This is a genomic window from Paenibacillus sp. FSL W7-1088 (assembly GCF_037969855.1).
In the GTDB taxonomy this organism is placed as follows: Bacteria; Bacillota; Bacilli; order Paenibacillales; family Paenibacillaceae; genus Paenibacillus.
The window spans coordinates 371,787-385,661 of sequence record NZ_CP150216.1; the positions used below are offsets into that span (position 1 = coordinate 371,787).

The window sequence follows — 13,875 nt, forward strand, 5'->3', positions numbered from 1 at the left end:
GACGCGGGGTGGAGCAGCCCGGTAGCTCGTCGGGCTCATAACCCGAAGGCCGCAGGTTCAAATCCTGCCCCCGCAATTAACCTTTCTATTAAGAAAGTGATCTGGAACCGTGGTGTAGTTGGCCTAACATGCCTGCCTGTCACGCAGGAGATCGCGGGTTCGAATCCCGTCGGTTCCGCCATTTTTACTCAAGTAACATTTTACACCGTGCCGGTGTAGCTCAACTGGTAGAGCAACTGACTTGTAATCAGTAGGTTGGGGGTTCAAGTCCTCTCGCCGGCACCATTTATTGCATTTACCTCTGAATTTATAATAGAATGTATATTGTAGTTTCAGATGGGAATACTGAGATACTCTCAGCGAATGTAAGGGATAGCTTATGGCGATCGTGGCGAAGTGGTTAACGCACCGGTTTGTGGATCCGGCATTCGGGGGTTCAATTCCCCTCGATCGCCCCATGTTTTCTTAATGGGGATTAGCCAAGCGGTAAGGCAACGGACTTTGACTCCGTCATGCATAGGTTCAAATCCTATATCCCCAGCCATTTTAGTTTTTAGTTTGAGTCATTAGCTCAGTTGGTAGAGCACCTGACTTTTAATCAGGGTGTCGAAGGTTCGAGCCCTTCATGACTCACCATTATATTTTGCGGTCGTGGCGGAATTGGCAGACGCGCACGGTTCAGGTCCGTGTGGGCTAACCCCCGTGGAGGTTCGAGTCCTCTCGACCGCACCATATATTTTGCGGAAGTGGCTCAGCGGTAGAGCATCGCCTTGCCAAGGCGAGGGTCGCGGGTTCGATTCCCGTCTTCCGCTCCAATATTTGCGCCCTTAGCTCAGCTGGATAGAGCGTTTGACTACGAATCAAAAGGCCGGGAGTTCGAATCTCTCAGGGCGCGCCATTATTTTCATAAGTATCGGGATGTAGCTCAGCTTGGTAGAGCACCTGGTTTGGGACCAGGGGGTCGCATGTTCAAATCGTGTCATCCCGATTTTTATTTGCGGGTGTAGTTCAATGGTAGAACTTTAGCCTTCCAAGCTAATAGCGTGGGTTCGATTCCCATCACCCGCTTCATGGTAACAACAAAGAGAGCTCTTGCTTATTGCAAGGGCTCTTTTTGATATAGTAAGCTCATATCAGAAAATAGTGGGAGGACTTATGAAAAATAAAATAGAAACGCCAAAGATTCCCCTGGAACTCGAAGACTTATCGTTAACTTTAGAAACATGGGAGATTAAAGAAGAAATTAAACATGGACGATTTACCAATATCTCTGTGGAGAATCAGAGCGCCAGCAGGGTTTCATTCGATAAAGTGGTCTTTGAGAACGTGATCTTTAGCCAGTCCTCTCTCCCCGAAGTCGAGCTTACTGATGTGATTTTTGATAAATGTGATTTGTCCAATATGGACTTTAACGGTTCTTTCCTTCACCGAACAGAATTTAGAAATTGTAAATTGCTTGGTACTAATTTTTCAAATAGCAGGCTCCAAAATATAAGCTTTCAGGGCTGTGTAGCTGACCTTTCTTTATTTCGATTCTCCAAGTTTAAACAGGTGAAGTACACGGAATGTTCTCTGGTGAGTGGCGATTTCTTTCAAGCTACAGCTCAAAAACTGGAGTTTTCTGAATGCAATATAGATCAAGCTCTTTTGTCGGGTGTTAAGCTTAAAGGAATGGACCTCAGCGACTGTAGCTTTGAAAGGTTGCTCGTGGATATTGAGGATCTGGACGGATGCATCATCTCAGATGCTCAGGCCGCCTCTTTTGTTGGATTATTAGGCTTAATTGTGAAGTAGGTTTGATTATGCGAGTGATCTTTGTTTAAATGGAGAGATCAATGAATGTACAATAGCATGCTTTCACTGATAAAAAGGAGGCGTATTATGAAAAGGGCTCTCGTTATTGGAGGAAATGGAACATTAGGCAAGGCTGTTGTAGCAAAGCTTCAGGAATATTCCGTTGAGGTCATTACAGCCGGCAGGCAATCCGGAGATTACCAGGTGGATATGACATCCACAGAGAGTATTACATCCCTCTTTGAAACGGTGACTAATATAGACTATGTGATTGTTGCAGCAGGTCAGACCCATTATGCGAAGCTGGAGGAACTGACCCCTGAGAACAATATGATTAGTGTGCAGGGGAAATTACTCGGTCAAGTAAACATTGTCTTGATTGGGCAGCACTACATCAACGATAAGGGAAGTTTTACGCTGGTCAGTGGCATTATACAGGACCACCCCATTCTGAAAGGCGCGTCCAGTGCTATGGTTAACGGTGCAATCGATTCGTTTGCCAAAGCAGCAGCGTATGAGTTACCGCGAGGTATACGTCTGAATTCGGTTAGTCCTAACCTGTTTGTTGAATCCGCAGAGAAATATAAGGGTGTGTTTATCGGATTTAATCCGGTGCCGGTGGAGCGTGTCGCCAATACGTTTATCCAGAGTGCCCTTGGGATCGAAACAGCCCAAACCTTTAAAATATACTAACTGTAAGGAATATTAAATAAAGGAGATCGACAGAAAGTTCCTGTTGATCTCCTTTTGTTTTGGATGAAATGGGATTTCAGCTTGATGGCAGATAAACCAAACATATCGTTGTATGTTTAATCGATACGGGAAGGGAAGGGGAAAGACCCTGATCCTTTTCGTTTCATAAGAACATAGACATGCCCATTTTCCCCGTTGTCCCATAAACCGCTAGATACCATACTTAGACTCATACGATATAGACAGCAACAACCAATTAGTATCTTTCCAAGATGAGCTGAGTTTTCAGGCCATCGGCAGGAATGAGCCAGTTTTTGTTTTCCAGCACTTGCATCAGTTGGGTACGCAGTCCCGAAACAGCTGTAGAATCTGCTGTTTTGAACGAGATCTCCACGATATTCTCTACACCTGTGCCTGCTGCGTTGCGAATAGGCCATACTTCAAGGGTGAGTTCTTGTCCATTCCATGAGCCTTCATAACGTTGGAACGTTACCGGGCCGTACGCACGGGAGGCCGTGAGTTGTTGTTTACCCCAGTTGGAGGAGGACCAGTTTTTTAATTTGCCAGGCAGTTTGTCCAATAACATGCTCAAAGCTTCCTGCTGTGATGGAAGTTGTACGCCTGTAGCTTTGGTGTCCACCTTTTTCGTGTTGGAGAAGCTTAATGTTTGTTTGCCATATCCCCAGTCAATTTCAGCCTCGTAGTTATCATCTGACGCATCAAATCCCTCTTGGTTAGCCAGAGTCAACGCCGCATTAACATCACCATTGATAACAGGATAGCGCTTTTTATAAGTCAGTTCATAATTGTTCTTGTCATCCTTCTTCCGAAAACGGACATCCCACCCTGCTTGATTCAGATTAAGTGCGTTGGTGTCGAAATACTCTGCACTAATGTTTCTTGCTGAGGAGCTCAAGCCCAGCGTCTGAATGACTTCATTGCGTGGTGTCCCATCCGTGTTCAATACCAGCTCCGGCTTAGCCAGGAACTTCACTTCATAAGCAGGAACGGCATTGGCTGCTGCGGAAGCCTGTGGTGCTTCCAGAAACGTCAGTCCACTTCCCAATGTCACGATGCTCAGCATGAATGAGGCGGTTACCTTTTTCCATTTTTTCAAAACGAATCACTCCCTAGGCTGGATTAACGTACAGACCCACTTTATCGTCGAAGTATATGAAAGCGATTAAATGGAAGGGGGCGTTGCGTTAACCCTGCATAGATTTGATGAATGCCAAGCGATAGTTTATATGGGTTAGCGGGATCATGAATGAAAAAGAGAGAGGCTGTGGCTCATGTCCCGCAATACTTCCTTGAAGCGGTTGACCTGGACGGAAGGATGACGATCCTTGTTGTGGACGGTATAAATATGTCGCGGAGCCTGCTCCCCCGGAATGGGGAGGACCTTGATCAGTCCATGCTGCTCTTCCCACTGTACGGCCATTCGTGACATGAACGAGATATGACCACCGAGTAGAACCAACTGCTTGATCGCTTCCAAAGAGTCCATCTCAACGGTGCTTCGCAAACGAATATCATGTTGCTCCAGCCATTGGTTCGTTAAACGTCGAGTGCTGGATTCATCCCCATGCAGTGCAAAAGGAACCTGTGCCATATGCTCAGGTTTCAGCACATTCCTCTGAGCCAAGGCATGCTCTGGAGAGCAGATTAATACCAGATCGTCTTCACACAACGTCTCTGCTTGCAGCACCGGCCCTACAAACGGTTCGGAAGAGATTACACCCAGATCAATCTGGTGACGGATCAACATTTCGCGGATGACGGGTGAAGGTTTGACTGATAACATCATTCGAATACCGGGAAATTCCTGAGAAAATGTATTCAAAATAGGTGGCAGTAAATACGTTGCAGGTACATAGCTCGCTCCAATGTGCAGGGTGCCCCGATAGAGGCTGTCATATTCCTGTACTACCCGGCGCGCCTCCTGAGTGAGGGCATTGATTTTGACGGAATAGTGTAAAAGGGCTTGTCCAGCCTCGGTGAGAAATGTCTTTCCACTACGCGATTCGAATAATCGCACCCCCATCTCTTCCTCCAGAGACTTCATATGGAAGGTAACGGTAGGCTGCTTGATGCCGAGAAGCTCGGCCACGCTGGTCATATAATGATGCTTATCAATGAGTTCAACAATTTGCAGTTTAATCAGGTTCAACGAACTCAACACTCCTCTCACTTATACAGGGCCTCCATAATATAAGATGAATTAATGCTTTTTTTCATAAAGACGGAGAGTACAGGACCAATCTGAAGAAGCGGAGCTAAAAGCTTTCTGAAAGAAAGCTACTTCGGAAGCATATGCTTCGCCTTTATCCCCTGATTTCTCCCTTTGTAAAGGGGATCAAGGAAATCTGGGGATAACAGCGATCGGAAGATGGTGCTGTAATCGGAGTAGCAAAATGAAAAATTCATTTTAATCACCTTATATAGATTTAATCTATGAAGATCAACAGAATTCATCTAAAAAGTTAATTCCAATTTTACATTTCTAACATACAACTCGCGAAAGCGGACGTTAGACTGAGAACAGTACAAGAAGACAGGCAGGGATGCTTATGAAAATGGAAATTAGGGGAATTCAAAAATCATTCAATCGCACTCCCGCGCTGCTGCCCACGGATTTAACGCTTCAGCATGGACAGTTTACGACACTGCTCGGCCCATCGGGCTGCGGCAAAACGACGTTGCTGCGCATGCTGGCGGGGCTGGAGCAGCCGGATGCGGGAGAAATCGTCGCGGATGGCAAGAGTTTCTACTCGGCAACGAAGCGGATAGATGTACCGACCCATAAGCGTAATCTGGGTATGGTGTTTCAGGATTTTGCACTATGGCCGCATATGACGGTGTACGAAAATGTGGCGTTCGGCTTGAAAGCCGGAAAGCAGAAATCGGATCTGCGCCAAAAGGTGACCGAAGCACTTGGCATGGTTCGCCTGCAAGGCATGGAAAATCGTTATCCTCATCAGCTGTCGGGAGGACAGCAGCAGCGGGTTGCTTTTGCCAGAGCGGTAGCAGTAAGACCGGGGATTATCCTGTTCGATGAGCCACTAAGTGCACTGGATGCCGTGCTGCGTGAAGAGATGCGAATTGAGATGATGTCATTGGTACGGGATATGGGACTGACAGCGTTGTATGTCACCCATGATCAGGTTGAGGCGATGTCGATGTCAGATGAGATTGTAGTGATGGAGAAGGGGCGCATATTGCAAAAGGGAACTCCGGAAACGATCTACGCATCGCCAAGCGATCCTTTTGTTGCTTCGTTTATCGGAAAGTCCAACTGGCTTACGCCTAATCAGTCCATGGTGAGACCGGAACATGTCTCCTGGAGCAGAACAGGTCATGACGATCTGTGTTATCAGGCGGTAGTGCTCAGCGTCAGTTATGTAGGAGAGCGTTATGAAATTCGGGTGCAGATGGAGGGACTGGGTGTATGGACAGTCTACCTTGATCGAAGAGTACGCGTAGGGGAGAAGGTTCAGCTCTATGTAGCCCCGGAGCGGATCTGCCGAATGAACGGACAAGACACTCCGATTGTGAAGTCGAGAGAGTTCATCGCAGCAGCCAACTGATCATGATGAGCATACAGCTTGAGTTTGCAGAAATGTGAGTACAAATATAATCAGAAACCAAGGGAGATGGAATGAAATGTTGGGTATGAAAACACGGAAAAGAAGCGCAATGCTGTTATTATCAGCGGTAATGAGTATCAGTTTGTTCGGATGCAGCACAGGTAATTCAACTACCGGGAATGCGGGTCAAGCTGCTGGGGAAGGCAGTGCGGCTACTGCATCGGCGGAAACGACAAAATCAGAAGGCGGTAAGCTGGTATTGTACAGTGCAGGACCTCAGAAGCTGGCGGATAACATCATCAGCGGATTTACAGCCAAGACGGGCATTGAAGTGGAGATGTTCCAGGGCACGACAGGCAAAATTCTGGCTCGCATGGAAGCTGAAAAATCCAACCCGGTAGCGGACGTGGTTATTCTAGCCTCCCTGCCTTCGGCACAAGCACTGAAAGCAGATGGACTGACACTCCCATATCCTGATGCGGAGAATGCAGACAAGCTGAACAAGGACTGGTCGGATGCCGACGGCAACTATTTTAGCTCCAGTGCTTCGGCACTCGGAATTGTCTACAATACGAAGCTGGTGTCCGCGCCACCAACCAGTTGGGCTGAGCTGGCAACACCTGCTTGGAAGGACGCAGTCAATATTCCTGATCCTACATTGTCCGGTTCCGCGCTGGACTTCATTACGGGTTACCTGAGTGTAAATGGAGATAAAGGCTGGGACTTGCTGGACAGCTACAAAGCCAATGGTGTAGCGATGGCAGGAGCGAATCAGGAAGCACTTGACCCGGTCATTACCGGAGCGAAAAGCATCGTAGCAGCTGGTGTGGACTACATGGCGTATTCCTCCAAGGCCAAAGGTGAACCGCTGGACATCGTATATCCAGAGGAAGGAACTGTAATCAGTCCAAGACCGGCAGCGATTCTGAAATCGAGTCAGAATGTGGAGAATGCCAAGGCATTTATCGATTACCTGTTGTCTGATGAGGCACAAAAGCTTGTTGCAGATGCTTACCTGATTCCGGGTCGTGAAGACATCGAAGCGACTAACCGGGCGAATCTGAAAGATATCCCGCAGCTTAAAGTGGATTGGAACTGGATGAGTGAACACGGAGATGAGACAGCGGCACGGTTCTCCGAGACTTTTAAATAAGAATAGTGTTACGACCTAACGATTGAGTAACTAGAGCAACTAGAGTGAAGAGACGATTGTCTTGTGGAAGTCATGTGAGGTGAAATCGTAGTGAAACCTGTTGTAGTAGACAACAACCGCATTTTTCGGAGAGTGGGCGTGATTCTGGCCCTCTTTCTGCTAACGATAAGCATTGGTGTACCGCTCTTGCTGATTTTCTGGCAAAGTGTGTATCCGGATGGGCAATGGGATTGGATGGCTCCGATTCGAACCATTACCGGTCAGCATTTATCCGGGGTGCTGCTGAATTCCGTCTGGCTGGGGATCTGCGTGGTAGCTGTAACAACGCTGCTGGCATTGCCACTGGCGTGGATGATGGCGAAGACCCGCATGGGTCAGCATCGCTGGGTGGACGTGATCCTGATGATTCCGTTCATGACCCCGCCGTATATCGGCTCCATGGGATGGATTCTGTTTATGCAAAAAGGGGGATACCTGCAGCAATGGGTGCCTTCCGCTGCGAGCTGGAGTGAGTTGTTCTTCAGCTTCTGGGGCATGGTGCTCATTATGAGCCTGCATCTGTTCCCTTTCCTGTATCTGTTGCTTCGGGATGCCATCATTCGCATTGGAGGCAATTTGGAAGAAGCGGGAGCGGTGCACGGGGGACGTGCGGGATACCGATTCAGACGCATTATTTTGCCACTGCTGTTGTCTTCCTATGGCATGGGCATCATGCTCGTCTTTGTCAAAACGATTGCGGAATTCGGAACACCGGCCACCTTCGGGCGCCGTATCGGTTATTATGTCATGACCTCTGAGATCCACAAGTATATCTCCAGTTGGCCGATTGATTTTGGCAAGGCTACCTCGCTTGCATCGGTGCTGCTGTCGGTCTGTCTGGTGATGTGGTACATGCAGTCTGCCATGAGTCGAAAGTTCACGTACCGTCTGGTAGGGGGCAAGGGGCAGCGTTCCAAACGATACTCCCTACGTGGCGGAGCGGGTTGGTTGTGCGGGTTGTATCTCGCGTTGCTGCTGATTCTGTCGGTGGGCATTCCGTATTTCTCCATTATTGCTGCATCGACCATGAAGCTTCGCGGTGCGGGATTGTCCTTCGACAATCTGACGCTGGATCACTACCGGGAATTGCTGTCCTGGGGATCGGTCAGTATGAAAGCAATAGGGAACAGCCTGGGGCTGTCACTGGCAGCTTCGACGGTTGCGGTTATTATCGGTACAGGTTTGGCACTGGCCATTGGTAAATCGTCTTCCTTTATGCAGCGTGTCATTGACCTGTTCAGTCTGCTGCCGAATACGGTACCTGGCATTGTCATGGTGGTGGGTCTCATCCTGTTCTGGAATTCACCATGGATGCCGTTCACCCTGTACAACTCGTACGGAATGGTTGTTCTGACGTATGTGGTACTTTTCTTGCCGTACACGGTGCAGTATGTCAAATCAAGCTTCACCCAGATCGACGGAACGTTGTTCCAGGCGGGTCAGGTCTTTGGCGGAAGACCGTTATATATTCTGCGGCGCATTCTTCTGCCTCTGATTATCCCCGGTATGTTGGCCGGTTGGATGATGACATTCACCATTGCCACGCGGGAGCTGGTAGGTTCACTGTTGATTTTGCCTCCATCGATGCAGACATCGGCTACGTATATTTTTGCTCAATTTGAACAAGGTCAGGTGTCATTGGGAATGGCGATGGCCGTGGTTACTGTCGGTATGACAGTACTGATGCTGCTCGGCATCGAAGTTCTGAATTCGAAGAGAAAGTGGAATGCATCATGATCAAACTGAAGGTATGGGGCGGCGCCGGGGAACACGGGCGCTCTGCCTATCTCCTGAGAGGGAGCCGGGTTCAACTTTTGCTGGATTGTGGCGTGAAAAAAGAAGGAGCCGGCGAGTATCCGTTGATTGAACCGGAAATCGTTAAAGAGTTAGATGTGGTTTTGTTGTCTCACGCCCATGAGGATCATTCCGTCGCTATTCCATTGCTTTATAAGATGGGTTATCAGGGTGAAGTATGGACGACGCGTGAAACCAGAGAGCAATTGGACACCTACTTCAGAGCTTGGCGAAGAAATATGGAGAGGACAGGACACACCCTCCCATACGAAGAAGGCGATGAACAATTGATTCGCTACCGATTTTTGGAGGACGAAGCCGAGGGTGGAACCTGGTTTGAAATGGTTCCTGGCGTCTCGGTGGTGTGGGGGCGCAGTGGACACCTGGCAGGATCGGTATGGTTCGGGCTGGAAATGGAGGATAAGCGTATATTTTATTCCGGTGATTACACCTCCGAATCCATGCTTTTGCAGGAAGATTGTCCAGCGGACGTATTCTGGCAGGCAAGGGTACCACGTAACAGGCGGGGGCTTGATGCTCCAGTTAGTCAACATTGGAAATCGGATATACGAACCGTCGTGAATGGTGGGCATGCCTTGGCAGGAAAGCCATCCGCGTCGCAGACTCTCCCCTTTGCTGCATCCGAAGGGGTGTTACGATCCCACGTATCAGCAGGTAGACCTGTGGAGCAAGGGGATGCCTATGCCGTATCCAAGGGAGTAGAAGTGATCCATGCATCTTCATCCGGTCTTCTGGATTTGGCGATTATGGATGCTGCCTATGGAACAGATTGCGATACGCAGGCCAACAAGCTGGAACAGCTGGAGCAGGCCATTCATGAGACCATTGCCCGGGGTGGAAAGGTGCTAATGCCTATGCCCTCAGTGGGTCGTGGTCAGGAAATCATGCTGTGGGCACAGCAGCAGTTACCGGACGTTCCAATTGTCGTGGAACAAGGGCTGGTGGACGGTCTGAAGCAGCTTTTACGTGCTCCATATTGGCTAAAAGAAGAGGAAGAACACATATCGGGCTCTGTAAAGGAAGCAATTGAGCGTTTTTTGAGGGGTTATGGTTGGGAAATGCCTGTAACAAAGGAAGATCGAGAGCGGCTACTGCATCAACATGCTGCCTCTTTGTGGTTCATTCCGGACGGGATGATGCAGTCCTCTCTTGCTCGCTGGTACTATAGCCAGTTTGCGGACGATGAACATAATCTGGTACTGCTCACTGGGCATGTCTCTGCCGGCACCTATGCTTACAGGCTGTTGCAGAATCCTGCAAAACACGGAGCGTGCGAGGTACGGAAAATTCGTTATAAGGTGCATCAGGGTTGGAAGGATGTCGAGAGAATGCTGCATCAGGTTCCTGCGAGGCATACGGTACTTGTACATGCGGAACGGGCAGAGACGGATAAACTGAGAGAAGGCTTACTCAGCGAAAAATCGGTCTCGGGGAAAGGGATTTTGCATTCGCTATCTCCTGGAGATGAGCTGCATCTCTAATTTGAATTTCATAAAGATTGGATCTATGTAGGGCGTCCCTGGGGACGTCTTTTTGAATGTGGATTTTTATATAAAAAAAGCATGATGAGAAGTTATGCTTCTCATCATGCATGAGAGATGATTCAAGGGGAGAATCATGAGGATATCATCCAATGGCTTTTGAAATTAGATTAAGGCTCCCGCTGAATAGGATGCTCCAGTTCTGAATGGCCCATCAAGCTATCGAGGGCTTCACCGTCCACCAGAATATCGATACTTTCTACTTCATCGTATTGAAACATCGTCTGGGTCAGCGCATCCAATGCAAGCAGCTCGCCACTGGTTCCCAATTTGGCTTCATCCGGAATATGAACATCCAAAGTAACTTTGCCCTCGCCGTACTGTAAGGAGAGCAATTCGACTTTTTCCCAGAGGGATACGAGCTCCGAATCGGTATTGTTTTGTAAAGCTTCAAATGTTTTTTTGTATTTCTCGGAATCGTCTTTGTATTCAATTTCCTGCTCTTTTTTCTCAAGTTCCAGTACCTGGGCGTCTGCGAAATACACATCAACCGCTTGTATGTTCATTGTGCCCAGATCCACCTTTGTTTCGGATGGGTTTGGTGACTGTCCCCCCTGAACAGCAGGTTCGGCCGATCCGGATTCACTGACTGGCTTCTGAGCACAACCAATGCCAACTATCATTAAGAAGGATAAGACGAGTGCACATCCCAATTTCGTTTTCAATGGATCACATCCTCCAGCATATTTACATCATTTTTTATCATTTAATTTATACCCAGATATTCCTTAATCCCATCTGCTATCGCTTGAGCGGCTTTCATCTGAACAACATCGGAAGACATCAGTTCTTCATCCATAACATTACTCAGGAATCCCACTTCCAAAAGTACTGCAGCCATGGTCGTATCTCTGATCACTTCCAAGTTGCCATTTTTCACACCACGGTCTTTGAGCCCCATGGCTTTAACCAAACGTTCGTGAATAATATTGGCTAATTCCTTGCTGCTGCTGCGTTGATAGTAGAACGTCTCCGTACCTGTTGCCTGGGGTGAGGACTCCACATTATTGCCATGGATAGATACAAATACATCCGCGTTTAATTGATTGGCGAGCCGAACACGCTCCGGGCGAGTGGGATAAGTATCACCGTCACGAGTCATCACCAATTCGATATCCGGTTCATTGAGAAGCAGTGCTTGTACTTTAAGAGCCAATGCCAGATTGTATTCCTTCTCGGGTTTGTTGGTGATGCTGGTCGAACCTGGATCCTTACCCCCATGGCCTGGGTCGATGACAACGACCTTGCGTCCCGAGTCGCCTACAGGATTTACAGGAACGGGTGTGACGTTATCTCCCGAAACATTCAGATCGATAATCAGTTTATCGGCGATGATGTTCTGGCTGTACTGTACATCCTTCACCTGATTCAATTCAACGACAATTCGAACTTGACCAGGGTCTTGTTTAAAAAGAGAATATCTAACTTCCGTTACATTGGGGTATGCGTCCACATCCAATTTGCCATTCATGTTTTGATTCAACGGTTGCGATAGATCACCAAACACTGCTCCGGGCAGATCCACGACCAGACGATCGGGATTCTTCAAAGTCGTCATCACGGGTTTGGATTCGCCATCCATAGACACGACGAGCTGATTGTTGGCAAATTGGATATCGGTAACATGTGTTATTGATGTTGGGCTGCCGTTTCCTGAACCGTTGCCGGGCTCAACAGTGGGCTCTTTACTGGTGTCGGTGTTGACTAAGTATACAATCTTCTCTTTGTTGTTCCATTTCACGTTGAGTCCCATTTGTTCACTGACAAATCGAATGGGTACCACCGTGGTGTTATTTAAAATGAGTGGGGCTGTGTTCAAGGTAACTTGCTTGTCAGCAACCATGGCTTGCTTTTGATCAACGGTTAAAGAAATCGTTTTGTCATTTTGCTGGATCTTTACATTACGTGTATTTTGATTCCAATCGACTTTGAATTTCAAATTTTCGGCAACAACACGAATTGGAATCATAACATTCTTATTCACGATGGTCACCTGAACGTCACTTGGTAGGATTAATTCCTCGCCGTCCAAGAAGATTTTCGACGTGCTTGCAGCCGCATTTCCCTGATGAGGGAGTACAACCAGCAAGAACAGACTTAAAAACAGGAGTAAAATCGTTTTCTTCATTATTTGCACCTCTACTATTTATCGTTACTGTGTGGGATACTTATCCAGCTTGAACCATTCTGCAAACTCATTACGGCTAATTTTCTTAACAGGCTTCACCTTGTTAGTCTCTATGCTATACCTATAAAGTATCATTTGATCAGATGGGTACTCACTGATGTAATCTAGTATTTTTCCGTTTTTTTGCCACAAAATCAGATTGGTACTAATATAATTGGTTGCTCTTGGCAGGAATACAAAGCCCTCTTTCTGAACATTGTAGATGGCTAATGAGCTCTTGGAGGGATCTCCGTAAGAGAAGGCTATCTGATCTTCGTTGGGTGCCCAGTTATAGGTGGCAATGGTTTCTATGTTTTTCTTACCTGCTTGTTTCAATCGTTCATTTAATTCCGTCTTGTCACCTGTTTGAAGGTTAAGAAGCATCAGCGTGTTTCCTGAGCTACGTTTTGCGTGTATAGCAAGCCATGTATTGGAGTTGGAGGCAACAACACTTGTGATATCGAGCCAATTGTCCTCCAGATTACTCGTTTCAATCGTATGTTTCTGGCTCCCCTTGGAGACGACAATGGATTGGATGACGTTTTGTTCAAAAGCAGGCTTACCTTCCAACTTCAATGTAGTAGCGGTTAGAGTAATATTTCCTCCTTTCCAGATAATTTTGTTGGTACTGTTGTTCCTTTTAAACGGTTTGATGCTTGAATAAATGGAAGGAGTTACAGAAGGCGCATTAACGGAACGTTGTGAAATTTGTTCTGGTGCAGCTGGTTTGGCACCCACAACGGATGACGATGTAGTCGTCAGTCCCCCTAGTAATAAAACAGTTGAAAACCAAATAGCAGCGTTGTTCATCTGGGTATCTCCTTCCGCTGGTGACAGTTTATAACCCTCAACATGTCGATTCCAAAATATACCTTCGTTATATAAACGGTAAAATTGTAAAAATGTTTCTTTTTTGATCGTTATTTATCTGTTTTGATTCATAGAAAACCTCTTGTGAGCATGCCAGTTCGGACAAAGAGTCGCTATGGTTGGAAGATTGTAATTAAATTTCATAAAATATTTGACTTGTGAAATTTTATATCATATACTGGGTGAAATTATGGCAAGATGACGTGTTCATCGGGG

General features: G+C 47.2%; 11 protein-coding genes and 11 tRNA genes. 17 read left to right on the forward strand and 5 right to left on the reverse strand.

Annotation, left to right across the window (positions count from 1 at the left end):
- Positions 1-2 precede the first annotated feature (2 nt).
- The 13 genes from MKY42_RS01760 (at position 3) to MKY42_RS01820 (ending at position 2,487) form a co-directional block, all read left to right on the forward strand.
- A tRNA-Met gene (locus MKY42_RS01760) sits at positions 3-76 on the forward strand.
- Between the two features lie 27 nt (positions 77-103).
- Positions 104-181, forward strand: a tRNA-Asp gene (locus MKY42_RS01765).
- A gap of 28 nt (positions 182-209) precedes the next feature.
- Positions 210-285, forward strand: a tRNA-Thr gene (locus tag MKY42_RS01770).
- A gap of 97 nt (positions 286-382) precedes the next feature.
- Positions 383-458: transfer RNA gene (locus tag MKY42_RS01775), tRNA-His, on the forward strand.
- Between the two features lie 11 nt (positions 459-469).
- A tRNA-Gln gene (locus MKY42_RS01780) sits at positions 470-544 on the forward strand.
- Between the two features lie 16 nt (positions 545-560).
- Positions 561-636 (forward strand) — tRNA-Lys (locus MKY42_RS01785).
- 9 nt (positions 637-645) lie between these two features.
- Positions 646-732: transfer RNA gene (locus tag MKY42_RS01790), tRNA-Leu, on the forward strand.
- Positions 733-740: 8 nt separating this feature from the next.
- A tRNA-Gly gene (locus MKY42_RS01795) sits at positions 741-815 on the forward strand.
- 6 nt (positions 816-821) lie between these two features.
- A tRNA-Arg gene (locus MKY42_RS01800) sits at positions 822-898 on the forward strand.
- Between the two features lie 16 nt (positions 899-914).
- A tRNA-Pro gene (locus MKY42_RS01805) sits at positions 915-988 on the forward strand.
- 9 nt (positions 989-997) lie between these two features.
- Positions 998-1,068, forward strand: a tRNA-Gly gene (locus MKY42_RS01810).
- Positions 1,069-1,155: 87 nt separating this feature from the next.
- Positions 1,156-1,794, forward strand: coding sequence for a pentapeptide repeat-containing protein (locus MKY42_RS01815; RefSeq protein ID WP_179262084.1), 639 nt, complete (start codon positions 1,156-1,158; stop codon positions 1,792-1,794).
- Between the two features lie 87 nt (positions 1,795-1,881).
- Positions 1,882-2,487: a short chain dehydrogenase gene (locus tag MKY42_RS01820; protein ID WP_053780037.1), complete on the forward strand. Its 606-nt coding sequence runs from the start codon at positions 1,882-1,884 to the stop codon at positions 2,485-2,487.
- Positions 2,488-2,743: 256 nt separating this feature from the next.
- On the opposite strand, the gene MKY42_RS01825 is transcribed toward MKY42_RS01820, so the two are convergent.
- Both MKY42_RS01825 and MKY42_RS01830 read right to left on the reverse strand, forming a co-directional pair.
- Positions 2,744-3,604, reverse strand: coding sequence for a CYTH domain-containing protein (locus MKY42_RS01825; protein ID WP_179262082.1), 861 nt, complete (start codon positions 3,602-3,604; stop codon positions 2,744-2,746).
- Positions 3,605-3,748: 144 nt separating this feature from the next.
- Positions 3,749-4,657 carry a LysR family transcriptional regulator gene (locus MKY42_RS01830; RefSeq protein ID WP_179265731.1) on the reverse strand — a complete coding sequence of 303 codons (909 nt, stop codon included), beginning with the start codon at positions 4,655-4,657 and terminating at the stop codon, positions 3,749-3,751.
- Positions 4,658-5,057: 400 nt separating this feature from the next.
- Between MKY42_RS01830 and MKY42_RS01835 the strand changes: the two genes are divergently transcribed.
- The 4 genes from MKY42_RS01835 (at position 5,058) to MKY42_RS01850 (ending at position 10,562) form a co-directional block, all read left to right on the forward strand.
- A complete protein-coding gene (locus MKY42_RS01835) occupies positions 5,058-6,074 on the forward strand; it encodes an ABC transporter ATP-binding protein (protein ID WP_339848207.1) in 1,017 nt (338 codons plus the stop codon).
- A 76-nt stretch (positions 6,075-6,150) separates the two neighbouring features.
- Complete coding sequence (locus MKY42_RS01840; RefSeq protein ID WP_339848208.1) at positions 6,151-7,227, forward strand: ABC transporter substrate-binding protein; 1,077 nt, start codon at positions 6,151-6,153, stop codon at positions 7,225-7,227.
- A 90-nt stretch (positions 7,228-7,317) separates the two neighbouring features.
- Complete coding sequence (locus MKY42_RS01845) at positions 7,318-9,003, forward strand: iron ABC transporter permease (protein ID WP_090904035.1); 1,686 nt, start codon at positions 7,318-7,320, stop codon at positions 9,001-9,003.
- On the forward strand, positions 9,000-10,562 hold the full coding sequence (locus MKY42_RS01850; RefSeq protein ID WP_257031666.1) for an MBL fold metallo-hydrolase: 1,563 nt from the start codon (positions 9,000-9,002) through the stop codon (positions 10,560-10,562). The genes MKY42_RS01845 and MKY42_RS01850 overlap by 4 nt, the downstream gene beginning before the upstream one ends.
- A gap of 170 nt (positions 10,563-10,732) precedes the next feature.
- Here MKY42_RS01850 and MKY42_RS01855 read toward each other — a convergent pair whose 3' ends face one another.
- The 3 genes from MKY42_RS01855 to MKY42_RS01865 are packed head-to-tail and all read right to left on the reverse strand — an operon-like array spanning position 10,733 to position 13,599.
- Positions 10,733-11,287, reverse strand: a complete 555-nt coding sequence (locus MKY42_RS01855; protein WP_090904036.1) for a GerMN domain-containing protein — start codon at positions 11,285-11,287, stop codon at positions 10,733-10,735.
- A 41-nt stretch (positions 11,288-11,328) separates the two neighbouring features.
- A complete protein-coding gene (locus tag MKY42_RS01860) occupies positions 11,329-12,750 on the reverse strand; it encodes an N-acetylmuramoyl-L-alanine amidase family protein (protein WP_090904037.1) in 1,422 nt (473 codons plus the stop codon).
- A 24-nt stretch (positions 12,751-12,774) separates the two neighbouring features.
- Positions 12,775-13,599, reverse strand: a complete 825-nt coding sequence (locus MKY42_RS01865) for a hypothetical protein (RefSeq protein ID WP_090904038.1) — start codon at positions 13,597-13,599, stop codon at positions 12,775-12,777.
- Between the last annotated feature and the right edge of the window lie 276 nt (positions 13,600-13,875).

Excerpts from the sequence above, each read along its gene's own strand:
- MKY42_RS01815 (WP_179262084.1), top strand. The coding sequence starts at position 1,156 with ATGAAAAATAAAATAGAAACGCCAAAGATTCCCCTGGAACTCGAAGAC.
- MKY42_RS01820 (WP_053780037.1), top strand. The coding sequence starts at position 1,882 with ATGAAAAGGGCTCTCGTTATTGGAGGAAATGGAACATTAGGCAAGGCT.
- MKY42_RS01835 (WP_339848207.1), top strand. The coding sequence starts at position 5,058 with ATGAAAATGGAAATTAGGGGAATTCAAAAATCATTCAATCGCACTCCC.
- MKY42_RS01840 (WP_339848208.1), top strand. The coding sequence starts at position 6,151 with ATGTTGGGTATGAAAACACGGAAAAGAAGCGCAATGCTGTTATTATCA.
- MKY42_RS01850 (WP_257031666.1), top strand. The coding sequence starts at position 9,000 with ATGATCAAACTGAAGGTATGGGGCGGCGCCGGGGAACACGGGCGCTCT.
- MKY42_RS01860 (WP_090904037.1), bottom strand. The coding sequence starts at position 12,750 with ATGAAGAAAACGATTTTACTCCTGTTTTTAAGTCTGTTCTTGCTGGTT.
- MKY42_RS01865 (WP_090904038.1), bottom strand. The coding sequence starts at position 13,599 with ATGAACAACGCTGCTATTTGGTTTTCAACTGTTTTATTACTAGGGGGA.